This window comes from Pseudomonas sp. PI1, assembly GCF_000812405.1.
GTDB lineage: Bacteria > Pseudomonadota > Gammaproteobacteria > Pseudomonadales > Pseudomonadaceae > Pseudomonas > Pseudomonas citronellolis.
In genome coordinates this window covers 63,451-76,949 of sequence record NZ_JWMC01000080.1, presented here as the reverse complement: position 1 = coordinate 76,949, position 13,499 = coordinate 63,451, and the positions used below count along the sequence as shown (strand labels likewise).

Genomic DNA, 13,499 nt, shown 5'->3' with positions numbered 1-13,499 from the left:
CGCCGATGCCGACCGTGCTCGATACGCCCGTCGCCGTGCGGCGGGCCGCCATGGACCTCCTGGCGCGACGCGAGCACGGTCGCGCCGAGCTCGTCCGCAAGCTGCGCCAGCGCGGCGCGCCTGCAGAGCTCATCGAGCCCGCCCTCGACCGCCTGGCCGAGGAAGGGCTGCTCAACGAATCCCGTTACCTGGAAGCCTTCATCGCCAGCAAGGCGCGCAGTGGCTATGGCCCCTTGCGCATCCGCGAGGAACTGAGCCAGCGCGGCCTGCCACGGGGCGAGATCGAAAAGGCCCTGGGCGAGGCGGATGTCGACTGGCAGGCGCAACTGCGGGATGTCTGGCGCCGCAAGTTCCCCCGCCTGCCCCAAGACGCCAGGGAGCGTGCCCAGCAGGGGCGTTTCCTCGCCTACCGGGGCTTTTCCATGGAAGCCATCAATCGCCTGTTCAGTGGGCGGGGCGGGGACGACTGAGCCCGGGCTGGCGCTGGTTGACCGGCCTGTCGTCCGGATCGCGGACAGAGTCCGCTCCTACGCCCTCCGGCAAACACAAGACCCGTAGGATGGCGTTGAGCGAAGCGATACCCATCCGTTGAGGCGCACCTTGGCGCGGCCGGCAAGACAGTTGCCCCTACGCCATTCCATACACCGTTTTCCCGGAATCACGCGCCAGCGTTATTCGTCGATTCGGTGTCACGTCGGGCCAACGGCGTATAACCGCGAACGGTTATACGCCCTACGGCTGGACATGGGGGCCTTGTCCACCGCACCGAGGCGCTTTGCGTAGGATGGGTTGAGCTTGCGATACCCATCGGGCCATGGTGATGGGTATCGCTTCGTTCAACCCATCCCACGGGGGCCGGAGAGCGTAGGAGCGGACTCCGTCCGCGATAGCCGGAACCACCGGCGCGGATCGCGGATGAGATCCGCGCGCCACCCACCCGCGCCATCCCATGTAGGAGCGCGCCCTGCGCGCGAATCGCGGGCAGGGCCCGCTTACAGGTGCAGTGGCCTATGCCGGAACGGGGCAGGCTTCGGTCCAGTTCTGCTTGTCGTTGATGAAGTTCACTAGTTCGCGCAAGCGGCCGTGGTCGCGGCCGTTGAAGGCGAAGGCCAGGCGCGTGAGCTGGGTGAATTCCGGCTCGTCTTTTTCCAGTTCGCCGCAGGCCTGTTGGTGGAAGCCGTCGTGCAGGCAGAGGTTGCCGAACTCCTCGTGCAGGCGCTGCATGGCCTGGTCGCTGAGGCGGTGGTTGAGGCGGATGACGAAGTTGTCCTTGAGCCAGCGGCTGGAGTGGAAGTTGCTGTAGAAGTGGGCAATCTCCCCCACCGCGTCCTCCACCGAGCGGGCCAGTTTCATCAGGTGCATGTCGCTGGGCAGGATGTAGCGGTTGTCCAGCAGTTGCTCCTGCATGAACTGCAGCGCCTGCTCCCAGTAATGCCCGCCGGGCTGGTCGAGCAGCACCACCGGCACCAGCGGGCTCTTGCCGGTCTGGATCAGCGTCAGCACTTCCAGCGCCTCGTCCAGGGTGCCGAAGCCGCCGGGGCAGAGCACCAGGGCGTCGGCTTCCTTGACGAAGAACAGCTTGCGCAGGAAGAAGAAGTGGAACGACAGCAGGTTGTTGGTGCCGGCCACCGTGTGGTTGGCCTGCTGCTCGAAGGGCAGGGTGATGTTGAAGCCCAGGCTGTTCTCCAGCCCCGCGCCTTCGTGGGCGGCGGCCATGATGCCGCCGCCGGCGCCGGTGACGACCATCAGGTCGTAGCGCGCCAGGGTGCGCCCCAGGTCCCGGGCCAGGGCGTACAGCGGGTGGTCCGGGGGCGTGCGCGCCGAGCCGAACACCGTGACCTTGCGCCGGCGCTTGAACTGCTCGAGGGTGGCGAAGGCGTGCTCCATCTCGCGCAGCGTCTGCAGCATGATCTTGGCGTCCCAGCGGTTGCGGTCGGCCTGGGCCATGCGCGCCACGGTGAAGAGCATCTCGCGGTACAGCGGCAGGTTCGGGCTGTCGCCCGGCGCGGCGAGGGCGGCCAGCTCCTCGACCTTTTGCGTCAGGTCGGTGCCGCTGGTCTGGAAGTGCCGGGAAAGGTAGTCCTCGGGTTCATAGGGCATGGGGATACTCCTTGTTCTTCAACCCCTTGTCGTAGGCGTGCGCCAGTCTGACATGCCGCTGATGACAGTCGGCGATGACCCTGTTTCAGATTGCGATACGGTCCCCCTGTTCGGGAATGTTGGCTTTCCAGTCGAGGCGTTCGAGCAGTGCGGCCTGCAGGGCATCCATCTTTTCCCGCTCGCCATGTATCAGGTATAGCTCGGGTTTGTTCTCGAAGTGGCCAACCCACTGAATCAATTGCGATTGTCCGGCATGGGCGGAGAAGCCGCCGAGGGTGTGGACCTTCGCCCGCACGGCGATGCGCTGGCGCAATACGCGCACGCTCTCGGCGCCGTCGACGATGGTGCGGCCCAGGGTGCCCTTGGCCTGGAAGCCGGGGAAGACGATGTGGCACTCCTGGCGCCAGAGGTTGTGCTTGAAGTGGTGGACGATGCGCCCGCCGGTGCACATGCCGCTGCCGGCGATGATGATGGCGCCGCTCTTGATGCGGTTGATCGCCATGGAGTCTTCCGGCGTCTGCGTGGTGCGTAGCAGCGGCAGCCATTCGGACAGCTTCACGGTGCCGGTGCCGCGGATGTATTCGCGGTCGCTGTCGGAGAACTCGCCGGAGTGGCGCAGGTAGATGTCGTTGGCCCGCGCGGCCATGGGGCTGTCGAGAAAGACCATCTGCTGCGGCAGGCGGCCTTCCTGGTAGAAGCGCCCGAGGTAGAACAGCAGGTCCTGGGTGCGGCCGACGGCGAAGGCGGGGATCAGCACGTTGCCGCCGTCCTTCTGCGCCTGTTCGAGGATGTCCGCCAGTTCCAGCAGCGTCTCGTTGTTGTCGCGGTGGTCGCGGTCGCCGTAGGTGGATTCCAGCAGCACCACGTCGGCGCGGCTCAGTGGTGTCGGCGTGCGCATCAGCGGCGAGCAGGTGTTGCCCAGGTCGCCGGAGAACACCAGGCGGCGCGTCAAGCCCTGCTCGTGGATCTCGATCTCGACGATGGCCGAGCCGAGGATGTGCCCTGCGTTGTGGAAGGTCACGCGGATGCCGGGCGCCACTTCCACGGTGCTGCCGTAGCTGACGCTGCGGCGCAGCTTCAGGGCCTTCTCGGTGTCTTCCACGGTGTAGATCGGGGTGACCGGCGGCTTGTTCAGGCGGGCGCGCCACTTGCTCTCCCACTCGGCGTCCTTTTCCTGGATGTTGGCCGAATCCATCAGCATCAGTTCCAGCAGCTCGCAGCAGGACTCGGTGGCATAGATCGGCCCCTTGTAGCCTTCCTTCGCCAGGCGCGGCAGCAGCCCGCTGTGGTCGATGTGGGCATGGGAGATGACCACCGCGTTCAGGCTCTTCGGGTCGAAGGGGAAGGGCGTGCGGTTGCCGGCCTCGTTGTCGCGGGTGCTCTTGCCGTTGCTGCGGCCCTGGCGCATGCCGCACTCGAGCAGTACGCGCGCGCCGTCCCGGGTTTCCAGCAGGTAGCAGGAGCCGGTGACTTCCTGGGCTGCGCCGATGAAGGTGAGTAGGGCCATGAGGCCTCCTTAGCAGGATTCGGTATTTCAGACTCGCGTAGCTGGAACGAAATGGCGTTGATACAGGTCAGCGCCCCTCCCATCCGGCGACCTAGACTTCCCCCATAGCCCCAGGGAGAACGTCGAGCATGTCGCAGATACTGCCCAGTCCGGACGAACTGGCCGCGCACGCGGCGGAGCAGCCGGCATTCGCCGAATGGCTGAGCGGATACGGTCCGCTTGAGCATAGCGCGCTGACCCAGGCTGCGGTCTTCCGCGTGGCTCATCAATTGGTCCAGGCCGGCCTGCAGCCGGACCTGGCGAGCGTCTACCGGATGTTCCGCGCGCTGGACCGGCTGACCTGCGCCGGGCTCTGGCTGGTGGTGCACATGACCTACGCGCGCCGTGTGCGCCTGGACGGTTCGCCGTTGCAGGCCGAGGACTTCAAGGCCAGCCCCGAGGGCCATACCGGCGGCGCCCTGAACATGGTGCCGGCCTACGCCGGCTACCTGGCGCTCAATGCCCTGACCGGCACCACCCGCGGCTGGCTGATGGGGCAGGGGCACTGCGTGGCGGCCATCGAGGCGCTCAACGTGCTGACCGCCAACCTGCAGCCCGAGCAGGCGCGGCGCTACAGTATCGACGCCGCCGGCCTGGAGCGCCTGGTGCAGGATTTCTACAGCTACGCCCAGGCGCCGGACGGCAGCGTTGCCGCGCCCCTGGGCAGCCACGTCAACCCGCATACCGCCGGCGGCATTGCCGAAGGCGGCTACCTGGGCTTCGCCGAACTGCAGTACGCGCACCTGCCGCTGCCCGGCGAGACCCTGGTGGCCTTCCTCTCCGACGGCGCCGCCGAGGAGCAGCGCGGCAGCGACTGGATGCCGCGCTGGTGGCGCGCCGAGGACTGCGGCGTGGCCCTGCCGGTGATGATCGCCAATGGCCGGCGCATCGAGCAGCGTACCCAGTTGGGCACCCGGGAAGGCCTGGAAGGCTTCAAGCACCACCTGAGCGGCTGCGGCTTCGACCCCCTGAGCTTCGATGGCCGCGACCCGGCCGCCTTCGTCTGCGCCCTCTGGGAGATGGAGCAGCGCCTGGCCCATCGCGTTCACGAGAAGAACAGCGGCATCCTGCAGTACCCGCTGCCGATTCCCTACGGCATCGCCGAGACGGTCAAGGGCTTCGGCTTCTACGGCGCCGGCAGCAACGCCGCGCACAACCTGCCGCTGCCGGGCAACCCCCACGACGACGCGAACGCCCGTGAGCTGTTCAACCAGCATGCGGCGCGGCTGTGGGTGCCGGAAGCGGAGCTGGACGCCGCCTGCGCGCTGTTCACCGCGAGCCGCCAGGGGCGCCTGCTGGAGCGCGACAACCCGCTGGCGGTGCGGCGGCCCATCGAGCCCAGCCTGCCGGAACTGCACTACCGCAACGACCAGTGCTCGCCGATGCTGGCGCTGGACCGCTTCTTCAGCGAACTGTGCGCGGCGAACCCGGACCTGCGGGCCCGCGTCGGCAACCCCGACGAGCTGGCCAGCAACCGCCTGGGCGGCGTGCTCAAGGCGCTGAAGCACCGCGTCTGCCAGCCGGAGAGCGCGCTGGAGGCCGTCGACGGGCGGGTCATCACCGCGCTCAACGAAGAGGCCGTGGTCTCCGCCTGCCTGGCCAACCAGGGCGGGCTCAACCTGGTGGCCAGCTACGAGGCGTTCTGCGTGAAGATGCTCGGCGCGGTGCGCCAGACGCTGATCTTCGCCCGCCTGCAGAAAGAGGCGGGGCGCCCGGCCGGCTGGCTCGGCTGGCCGCTGGTGGCCACCTCGCACACCTGGGAGAACGGCAAGAACCAGCAATCGCACCAGGACACCACCTTCTGCGAAAGCCTGCTGGGCGAGATGAGCGACATGGTGCGGGTGCTGTTCCCCGCCGACCACAACAGCCTGCTGGCGCTGCTGCCGCAGATTTACCGCAGCCGTGGGCAGCTCGCCTGCGTAGTAGCGCCCAAGCGCGAGCGGCCGAACCTGTTCGACCGGACCCAGGCGGAACAACTGGCGCGCGATGGCGCCATCGTGGTGGAAGAACATCCCGGCAGCGATCCGCTGCTGCTGATCGCCAACGGCAGCTACCAGCTCGGTGAGATGCGCCGCGCCGTGGAGCGTCTGGCCGAAGCCGGCTACCCGTACCGCCTGGTCTACCTGCAGGAGCCGGGGCGCTTCCGCGCGCCGAGGGACAACTGGGAGCTGGCGGCGGTGGCCGACGAGGCGCTGATCGAGCAACTGTTCCCGGACGCCTACGGGCGCCGCGTGCTGCTCACCCACATGCGCCCGGAAGTGGCGCGCGGGCATCTCTGGCCGATCCTGCCGGATGCGCTGCGCAGCTCGGTGCTGGGCTACCGCAACCGCGGCGGGACCCTCGACGAGCCCGGCATGCTCTTCGCCAACCGGGCCTGCTGGGGCGATGTGCTGGCGGCCTGCGCGCGCCTGCTGGAAGTACCGCGCAGCGCGCTGCTGACCGCCGAGGAGGTCGCGGCGCTGGCCGGCAAGGGGGACCCGCGGGCCCTGCGCTGAAACGCTGAGGCGCCTCAGCGCTTCAGCGGCTTGACCAGGGAATCCAGGCCCTCGACCTTCAGCTCCAGCACAATCTGCATCAGGCGGCCCAGCTCGCCCTTGGGAAAGCTGTCATTGCGCTGGAACCACAGCAGGTACTCTTCCGGCAGGTCCACCAGCATGCGTCCCTGGTACTTGCCGAAGGGCATCGGCGTGCGGGCGATCTTCAGCAGGTTGAGCTTTTCCGACTCCAGCATGGCGCCGGCTTCACTTCTGCAGCTTGATGCGGCAGCTGCCGGCATCGAAGCGCTCGACGGCCACCGGGGCGTTGCTGTGGTACTCGGTGAAGTCGTAGGTGAGCACCGCGCCCTGGGCCAGCAACTGGCGGTAGCCGGTGTTGCTGCACACGCTGTCGCCCAGCTGGCTGCGCACGCTCTCGGGGTTGGCGCGCATCTTCGCGGCGTGGCTGGCGCGCACGCTGAGGTGGTTGATCAACTGGTTGCCTTCGACGGTGTAGCCCTGGTCGAGGATGTCCTCGTTGATCGCGCGCGGAGTGCCTTCGCTGCTTTCCTTGGCGACTTTCTCCAGTGTCTTGGCCAGTTCGAAGTCCTTGAGCGACGCGGCGTGGGCCGCGGGCAGGACGAGGCAGAGGGCGAGGGCGGTTAGGCGCAGCATGGGCTTCTCCTGAAACGGGTGCGTATTCGACCGCGCGGCGCCGGCACGGTTCGCCGGCGCCGCAAATCCCCCATTGTCCCTGAAAACCGCCCGGCTGCCGAGCGGCCTTGGCGCGCAGGGGCTCTGTTACAATCGCCGCCCGCCGAGACTGCCCGCCCGAGCCACCGATGTCGCCTGCCCATCCCGCCACCAAGAACCATGCCGTCGCCCGCCTGCGCGCCGAGCGCCTGGCCCGTTGCGTGAAGCCCTTCGTGGCCCGCGGCTCGCGTTCGCTGCGCTGCGCCGGCTGCCGCCTGCGCCCGGACTACTGCATGTGCGCCTGGCAGCCGCAGGTGCAGGCCAACGCCGGCATGTGCCTGGTGATGTTCGACACCGAGCCGCTGAAGCCGAGCAATACCGGCTGGCTGATCGCCGAGACGGTGCCGGACACCTGGGCCTTCGGCTGGTCGCGGATCGAGGTCGACCCGGCCCTGCTGGCGCTGCTGGACGATCCGCAGTGGCAGCCCTACGTGGTGTTTCCGGGGGAGTTCGTCGCCGCCGAGCGGGTGGTGGAGAAGGTCGCGCCGCAGCCCGGCAAGCGCCCGCTGTTCATCCTGCTGGACGCCACCTGGAACGAGGCGCGCAAGATGTTCCGCAAGAGCCCCTACCTGGACCGCTTCCCGGTGCTGAGCATCACCCCGGACGCGTTGTCGCGCTACCGCCTGCGCCGCTCCAAGTTCGACGAGCACCTGTGCACCGCGGAAGTGGCGGCGCTGTGCCTGGGCCTGTCTGGCGACCAGCGCGCGGGGGATGCGCTGGATGCCTACCTGGACGTGTTCAGCGAGCGCTACCTGGGCGCCAAGCACCAGCGCGGCCTGGACGAGCAGAGCCCGGCGCACCAGGCCCTGCGGCCCTACACCGCGCTCTAGGGTTCAGGCCGCCGCGGCCTTCTGCGGCCACAGCTGAGCCACCAGCATGCCGGCGAGCATAAGCGCGCAGCCGAAGTAACCGCGCGCGTGCAGGCTCTCGTCGAGGAAGATCGCCCCGGCGATGGCGGCGAATACCGCTTCCAGCGAGAGGATGATCGCCGCGTGGGAGGCGATGGCGTGCTTCTGCGCGATCACCTGCAGGGTGAAGCCGGTGCCGACGCCGAGCAGGCCGCCGTAGAGCAGTGCCGGGCCGGCCTGGACGATGGCGTCCCAATGGATCTCCTCGAACACCAGCGCCAGCGCCATGCTCACCACCGAGCAGGTGACGAACTGCAGGAAGGCCAGGCGGATGGCGTCGTAGCGGCTGGCGAACAGGCCCACCAGCAACACGTGGCAGCCCCACACCAGCGCGCCGGTCAGCTGCAGCCAGTCGCCGGAGGCCACCTTGAAGCCCGGGCCGATGCTCAGCATGGCCATGCCCACCACCGCCAGCGCCGCGCCGAGCCAGGTGCCCGTGCCGGTGCGGTGGCCCAGCAGCAGGCCGAGCAGCGGCACGATGATCACGTACAGGCCGGTGATGAAGCCGGAGTTGGTCACGCTGGTGAACAGCAGGCCGACCTGCTGCAGGTTGATGCCGAGGGTCAGCGCAGTGCCGATGGCCAGGCCCGCCAGCAGCAGGCCGCGGTTGAACGGCTGGGCGCCGCGCCTGGCCGACCAGGCCAGCAGCGGCAGCAGCATCAGCGCGCCGAGGGCGAAGCGCAGGCCGGTATAGAGGAAGGGCCCGATGGCATCCATCCCCAGGCGCTGCGCGACGAAGGACACACCCCAGATCATGGCAGTGACCAGCATCAGGATATCGGCGCGCAGGGCGTGGCTCTTCATGGTGTTCTCGGCAGGCAAAAAAAGAGCGCAACTCTGCCGCAAGCCGGGGACTTTGAAAAGCTGTCCATTCCGTCAGCGGGTGCGCCGGGAGTCGCCCGCATCTGCATTCTCGGCAGGCATCGGCCGATGCATTTGCGTACAATGCGCCAATCAGGTCACGACCTTTCCCATGCTGGCCCCGCCGTTATCCGCGGCCGGGATCGAGCCTGGCCATCAAGGAACTTACATGGCTTCCTATGAAATCCTGATCGCTGACGATCATCCGCTGTTCCGCAGTGCCCTGCACCAGGCCCTCACCTTGGGCCTGGGCCCCGAAGCGAAACTGGTGGAGGCGGCGAGCATCGCCGAGCTGGAAGCCAGGCTCAACGAGAAGGCCGACTGGGACCTGGTCCTGCTGGACCTGAACATGCCCGGCGCCTACGGCTTTTCCGGGTTGGTGCTGCTGCGCGGGCAGTACCCGCAGATCCCGGTGGTGATGATCTCGGCCCAGGAGGACGCCGCCGTGGTGCAGCGCTCCCGCGAGTTCGGCGCCAGCGGCTTCATCCCCAAGTCCAGCGAGATGGCCACCCTGCAGCAGGCGGTGCGCGCGGTGCTCGACGGCGACGTCTGGTGGCCGCCGCAGGCCGACGCGGTGACCGAGCTGAGCGAGGAAGTGCGCGCCGCCAGCGCCGGCCTGGCGAGCCTGACGCCGCAGCAGTTCCGCGTGCTGACCATGGTCTGCGAAGGCCTGCTGAACAAGCAGATCGCCTTCGAGCTGAGCGTTTCCGAGGCCACCGTCAAAGCCCACGTCACGGCGATCTTCCGCAAGCTCAACGTGCGCACCCGCACCCAGGCGGCGCTGTTGCTGCAACAGATGGAAACGGTTCCGGGCGCCTGAGCGGCGGCCGGTGACCTCGGTTTCACACTTTCCTACGGCACCTGGTTTAGAGTGCCGCGTCTTTTTTCGCAGAGAGCCCTTCGTGACTTCTTCCCCCTTCAAGGGCCAGACCGGCCTGAAGCGCATCCTCAACGCCGCCGGCTACTCCATGGCCGGTTTCGTCGCCGCCTTCCGTGGCGAGGCGGCCTTCCGCCAACTGGTGCTGATCAACGTCATCCTCGTCCCGCTGGCGTTCTTCTGCGACGTCAGCCGCGGCGAGCGCGCGCTGATGATCGCCGTGTGCCTGCTGGCGCTGATCGTCGAGCTGCTCAACTCGGCGGTGGAAGCGGTGGTCGACCGCGTCTCCCTGGAGCGCCACCCGCTGTCGAAGAACGCCAAGGACATGGGCAGCGCCGCGCAGTTCGTCGCGCTGAGCATCATCACCGTGACCTGGGCGGTGATCCTGCTGGGCTGAGCCCATGGGAGCAGGCGCGTAGGGCGTATGACCGTTCGCGGTCATACGCCGCTACACCGACCTCGTGCCCGGCTCCTTGGTCGAGCCCGGAGTGCCCTGAAACAGGCACTTCGTGGCCAAACCCGGAGCGCGCCTGAAGCCAAGGCCAAACGGCGGATAACGTCGAACGTTATCCGCCCTACGCTCTGCAAGGTGCGAAGAAATGCCGTCGTAGGATGGGTTGAGCGAAGCGATACCCATCACCACGGCAGCATGGGTTTCGCAGGCTCAACCCATCCTACGAAGAGCGTCCCGGCGTGGTCGACAAGACCGCCTCAGGGAATCATCGGCAGCACGATCTCGTCGCTGCGGCTGATGCCCGCCGTCTCGCTGCGGCACAGGTCGAGGAATTCGCGCATGGTCGCGGTCTGGTACTTCTGCCGGTGCCAGATGAAGTAGAACTGCCGGCGCAGGTCCAGTTGCGGGGTGTCCACCGGCACCAGGCTGCCGCGGCGGAAGGCGTCGCGCAGGGCCAGGCGCGAGATGCAGCCGATGCCCAGGCCCGACTCCACGGCGCGCTTGATCGCCTCGGTGTGCTCCAGCTCCAGGCGGATGTTCAGCGGCTCGATGTGATGGCGCATGGCCTGGTCGAAGGTCAGGCGGGTGCCCGAGCCCTGCTCACGGAGGATCCAGGCCTCGCTGCTGAGCCGATGCAGGTCCACCGGCCCGGCGTTGGCCAGCGGGTGCTGCGGCGCGCAGAACACCACCAGCTCGTCCTCCATCCACGGCTGCACCTCGATGTCCGGGTGCTGGCAGTCGCCCTCGATCAGGCCCAGGTCCAGCTCGTAGTGGGCGATGCGCTGCACCACGTGGGCGGTGTTGTGCACGTGCAGGCGCACCCGGCAGTCCGGCTGGCGCTGCATGAAGGTGCCGATCAGCAGGGTGGCCAGGTAGTTGCCGATGGTCAGGGTGGCGCCCAGGTCCAGGGAGCCGAAGGCGCTCTTGCCGTTGAGCAGCGTCTCGATCTCGCTGCCGCGATCCAGCAGCGCCACCGCCTGGGGCAGCAACTGGCGGCCCAGGGCGTTCAGCGTCAGGCGCTTGCCGGCGCGGTCGAACAGCTTGCAGTCGAACTGCCGCTCCAGTTCGCCCAGGGCCGTGCTGGTGGCCGACTGCGACAGCGACAGCGCTTCGGCGGCGCGCGACACGCTTTCCTGCTGGGCCACGGCGACGAAGACTTCCATCTGGCGCAGGGTGAATTTCATCGGTTCGGCTGGCTCCGTGGCGGGCGAGGGGCGCGACATTCGGTCGCCCCAGGCGGGGCGGCAGGGGGCGTAAGCTGGCGCGCGCTGGCCGCCAGGCGTCCCTTATCTGCGTTTTGGATTAGCAATATCCAGATAATTTATTTTGCGGATATTCTCGCCCCCTATAAAATGTCGCGCAATCGCGCTACGTCCGGGATCTGCTGGGGTGCGCCACGAATCTCTAGGAGTCCTTGATGAGCAACCTGTACACCGAGCGCGTTCTCAGCGTGCACCACTGGAACGACACCCTCTTCAGCTTCAAGACCACCCGTAACCCGGGCCTGCGCTTCAAGACCGGCCAGTTCGTGATGATCGGCCTGGAGGTCAACGGCCGCCCGCTGATGCGCGCCTACTCCATCGCCAGCCCGAACTACGAGGAGCACCTGGAGTTCTTCAGCATCAAGGTCCCGGACGGCCCGCTGACCTCGCGCCTGCAGCATCTGAAGGAAGGCGACGAGCTGATGGTCAGCCGCAAGCCCACCGGCACCCTGGTGCTGGACGACCTCAAGCCCGGCAAACACCTGTACCTGCTGAGCACCGGCACCGGCATGGCGCCGTTCCTGAGCGTGATCCAGGACCCGGAAGTCTACGAGAAGTTCGACAAGGTCATCCTGGTCCACGGCGTGCGCTGGGTCAGCGAGCTGGCCTACTCCGACTTCATCACCAAGGTCCTGCCGGAGCACGAGTACTTCGGCGACATGGTCAAAGAGAAGCTGATCTATTACCCCCTGGTCACCCGTGAAGAGTTCCGCAACATGGGCCGCCAGACCGACCTGATGCGCAGCGGCAAGCTGTTCGCCGACATCGGCCTGCCGCCGATGAACCCGCAGGACGACCGCGCCATGATCTGCGGCAGCCCGAGCATGCTGGACGAGACCAGCGAAGTGCTGAACGGCTTCGGCCTGCAGATCTCCCCGCGCATGGGCGAGCCGGGCGACTACCTGATCGAGCGCGCCTTCGTCGAGAAGTAAGCTGCCCGCAATTGAAGGAGCCCGCCACCCGGCGGGCTTTTTCGTTCATGGCGGACATGGGGAAATGCCGTGCGTAGGAGTGCGTAGGGGCCGGCGTGGCCGGTAAATCCAATCGCGGATGAATCCGCTTACGACCGTGCTTCCCTGAACCGTAGGAGCAACTGTCTTGCGCCTAGGTGCTCTTCGTAGGATGGGTTGAGCTTGCGAAACCCATGCGGTCGTGGCGATGGGTATCGCTTCGCTCAACACCATCCTACGAAAAGCCGTGCTTCCTGGAACCTACGGGGTGAGGCGGCGAAGCGCGGGTTGCACATCCAGTACCCGGATCACCCCTGCCTCGGGGTAATGCCAATGCACGTCCAGGTCCCACAGCCGCGCGCCGTAGCGGCGTTCCGGGGTGGGTTGCTGGTAGGCCGGGCGCGGGTCCTGGGCCAGGCACTGTTCGACCAGCTCGACCACCGGCTCGCCCAGACGCAGGGCCTGCTCGCGGGCCTGGGCCAGGGCGGTGTCGCTCCACTGCACCGGGATCGGCGCCGGTGGCGCCTCGGCGATGCCGTTGCGCGCGTCGGCCACGGCGTCGGCATAGGGCACGTAGGGCTTGATGTCGAGCACCGGGGTGCCGTCCAGCAGGTCGATGCCGGACAGCCACAGGCGCCCGGGCTCGACCTTCTCCAGGCGCACCACCGACTGGCCGATGCCGTTGGGCCGGTGCGTGGCGCGGGTGGCGAACACGCCCAGGGAGCGGTTGCCGCCCAGGCGCGGCGGGCGCACCTTGATCCGTGGCTTGTCTTCCAGGGCCTGGTGGAAGAGGAACAGCAGCCAGACGTGGCTGACCTGCTCCAGGCCCTCCACCGCCTCGCCGCCGTCGAACGGCGGCAGCAGCTCCAGCACGCCCCGCGCCGCCGGGGCCAGCTGCGGTTGGCGCGGGATGGCGAACTTCTCCTTGAAGCAGGAACGGATGTAGCCGATGGGGGAGACGGAGTAGGACATGGCGGCACGCGCATGGAGCAGGGGGCCGCCATGTTACCCGATCGGCACTGCAAACCCCGCCGCTTGCGTCATCGCCGGCGCCTGCGCAGCAACAGCCAGCCGTAGAAGGTGTCCAGGTCTGGTTTCGTTCCTCACCCCAGTCCTCTCCCGGAGGGAGAGAGGGAGCCGTTCGTGCCACCGGGGGGCTGGCGTGGTCGGTGAACCCAATCGCGGACGAAGTCCGCTCCTACGCCTCCAGGGAAGCACGGCTTTTCGTAGGATGGTGTTGAGCGAAGCGATACCCATCGCCACGACCGCATGGGTTTCGCAAGCTCAACCCATCCTACGAAGAGCGCCTCGGCG

13 protein-coding genes are annotated in these 13,499 nt (G+C 67.6%); 6 read left to right on the top strand and 7 right to left on the bottom strand.

The genetic code is table 11. From position 1 onward, the window contains the following. Positions 1–5: 5 nt before the first annotated feature. Positions 6–470 carry a recombination regulator RecX gene (recX, locus tag RN02_RS25470; protein ID WP_009616841.1) on the top strand — a complete coding sequence of 155 codons (465 nt, stop codon included), beginning with the start codon at positions 6–8 and terminating at the stop codon, positions 468–470. Between the two features lie 538 nt (positions 471–1,008). Here recX and RN02_RS25465 read toward each other — a convergent pair. Both RN02_RS25465 and RN02_RS25460 read right to left on the bottom strand, forming a co-directional pair. Continuing rightward, the gene (locus tag RN02_RS25465) at positions 1,009–2,100 is read right to left on the bottom strand and encodes an LOG family protein (RefSeq protein WP_009616844.1); all 1,092 of its coding nucleotides are present in this window, start codon (positions 2,098–2,100) and stop codon (positions 1,009–1,011) included. 85 nt (positions 2,101–2,185) lie between these two features. Next, the gene (locus tag RN02_RS25460; protein ID WP_043317798.1) at positions 2,186–3,607 is read right to left on the bottom strand and encodes an MBL fold metallo-hydrolase RNA specificity domain-containing protein; all 1,422 of its coding nucleotides are present in this window, start codon (positions 3,605–3,607) and stop codon (positions 2,186–2,188) included. Between the two features lie 128 nt (positions 3,608–3,735). Between RN02_RS25460 and RN02_RS25455 the strand changes: the two genes are divergently transcribed. Then, on the top strand, positions 3,736–6,141 hold the full coding sequence (locus tag RN02_RS25455) for a xylulose 5-phosphate 3-epimerase (RefSeq protein WP_043317796.1): 2,406 nt from the start codon (positions 3,736–3,738) through the stop codon (positions 6,139–6,141). A gap of 14 nt (positions 6,142–6,155) precedes the next feature. Here the strand turns inward: RN02_RS25455 and RN02_RS25450 are convergent, their stop codons facing one another. Together RN02_RS25450 and RN02_RS25445 are read right to left on the bottom strand one after the other, a co-directional pair. Next, complete coding sequence (locus RN02_RS25450) at positions 6,156–6,377, bottom strand: DUF3820 family protein (RefSeq protein WP_009616847.1); 222 nt, start codon at positions 6,375–6,377, stop codon at positions 6,156–6,158. 10 nt (positions 6,378–6,387) lie between these two features. After that, positions 6,388–6,795 (bottom strand): quorum-sensing-regulated virulence factor family protein, encoded by a 408-nt coding sequence (locus RN02_RS25445; RefSeq protein WP_043271144.1) that lies wholly within the window; start codon positions 6,793–6,795, stop codon positions 6,388–6,390. Between the two features lie 167 nt (positions 6,796–6,962). On the opposite strand from RN02_RS25445, the gene RN02_RS25440 reads away from it, so the two are divergent. Next, positions 6,963–7,703, top strand: a complete 741-nt coding sequence (locus tag RN02_RS25440; RefSeq protein ID WP_043317794.1) for a tRNA-uridine aminocarboxypropyltransferase — start codon at positions 6,963–6,965, stop codon at positions 7,701–7,703. Between the two features lie 3 nt (positions 7,704–7,706). On the opposite strand, the gene RN02_RS25435 is transcribed toward RN02_RS25440, so the two are convergent. Next, on the bottom strand, positions 7,707–8,585 hold the full coding sequence (locus RN02_RS25435) for a DMT family transporter (protein WP_043317792.1): 879 nt from the start codon (positions 8,583–8,585) through the stop codon (positions 7,707–7,709). Positions 8,586–8,811: 226 nt separating this feature from the next. On the opposite strand from RN02_RS25435, the gene erdR reads away from it, so the two are divergent. Continuing rightward, complete coding sequence (gene erdR / locus RN02_RS25430; RefSeq protein WP_009616852.1) at positions 8,812–9,462, top strand: response regulator transcription factor ErdR; 651 nt, start codon at positions 8,812–8,814, stop codon at positions 9,460–9,462. An 82-nt stretch (positions 9,463–9,544) separates the two neighbouring features. Continuing rightward, positions 9,545–9,916, top strand: coding sequence for a diacylglycerol kinase (locus tag RN02_RS25425; RefSeq protein ID WP_009616854.1), 372 nt, complete (start codon positions 9,545–9,547; stop codon positions 9,914–9,916). 314 nt (positions 9,917–10,230) lie between these two features. Here the strand turns inward: RN02_RS25425 and RN02_RS25420 are convergent, their stop codons facing one another. Further along, positions 10,231–11,157, bottom strand: coding sequence for a LysR family transcriptional regulator (locus RN02_RS25420; RefSeq protein WP_009616855.1), 927 nt, complete (start codon positions 11,155–11,157; stop codon positions 10,231–10,233). Between the two features lie 233 nt (positions 11,158–11,390). Here RN02_RS25420 and fpr point away from each other — a divergent pair, with 233 nt between their 5' ends. Beyond that, complete coding sequence (gene fpr / locus RN02_RS25415; RefSeq protein ID WP_043317790.1) at positions 11,391–12,167, top strand: ferredoxin-NADP reductase; 777 nt, start codon at positions 11,391–11,393, stop codon at positions 12,165–12,167. A 279-nt stretch (positions 12,168–12,446) separates the two neighbouring features. Here the strand turns inward: fpr and tsaA are convergent, their stop codons facing one another. Continuing rightward, the gene (gene tsaA, locus RN02_RS25410) at positions 12,447–13,157 is read right to left on the bottom strand and encodes a tRNA (N6-threonylcarbamoyladenosine(37)-N6)-methyltransferase TrmO (protein WP_043317788.1); all 711 of its coding nucleotides are present in this window, start codon (positions 13,155–13,157) and stop codon (positions 12,447–12,449) included. Positions 13,158–13,499: the final 342 nt, after the last annotated feature.

Bases quoted from the DNA above. Each gene is read 5' to 3' on its own strand.
- recX (WP_009616841.1), top strand. From the start codon at position 6: ATGCCGACCGTGCTCGATACGCCCGTCGCCGTGCGGCGGGCCGCCATG.
- RN02_RS25460 (WP_043317798.1), bottom strand. From the start codon at position 3,607: ATGGCCCTACTCACCTTCATCGGCGCAGCCCAGGAAGTCACCGGCTCC.
- RN02_RS25420 (WP_009616855.1), bottom strand. From the start codon at position 11,157: ATGAAATTCACCCTGCGCCAGATGGAAGTCTTCGTCGCCGTGGCCCAG.
- RN02_RS25465 (WP_009616844.1), bottom strand. From the start codon at position 2,100: ATGCCCTATGAACCCGAGGACTACCTTTCCCGGCACTTCCAGACCAGC.
- RN02_RS25450 (WP_009616847.1), bottom strand. From the start codon at position 6,377: ATGCTGGAGTCGGAAAAGCTCAACCTGCTGAAGATCGCCCGCACGCCG.
- RN02_RS25440 (WP_043317794.1), top strand. From the start codon at position 6,963: ATGTCGCCTGCCCATCCCGCCACCAAGAACCATGCCGTCGCCCGCCTG.
- tsaA (WP_043317788.1), bottom strand. From the start codon at position 13,157: ATGTCCTACTCCGTCTCCCCCATCGGCTACATCCGTTCCTGCTTCAAG.
- fpr (WP_043317790.1), top strand. From the start codon at position 11,391: ATGAGCAACCTGTACACCGAGCGCGTTCTCAGCGTGCACCACTGGAAC.
- RN02_RS25445 (WP_043271144.1), bottom strand. From the start codon at position 6,795: ATGCTGCGCCTAACCGCCCTCGCCCTCTGCCTCGTCCTGCCCGCGGCC.
- erdR (WP_009616852.1), top strand. From the start codon at position 8,812: ATGGCTTCCTATGAAATCCTGATCGCTGACGATCATCCGCTGTTCCGC.
- RN02_RS25455 (WP_043317796.1), top strand. From the start codon at position 3,736: ATGTCGCAGATACTGCCCAGTCCGGACGAACTGGCCGCGCACGCGGCG.
- RN02_RS25435 (WP_043317792.1), bottom strand. From the start codon at position 8,585: ATGAAGAGCCACGCCCTGCGCGCCGATATCCTGATGCTGGTCACTGCC.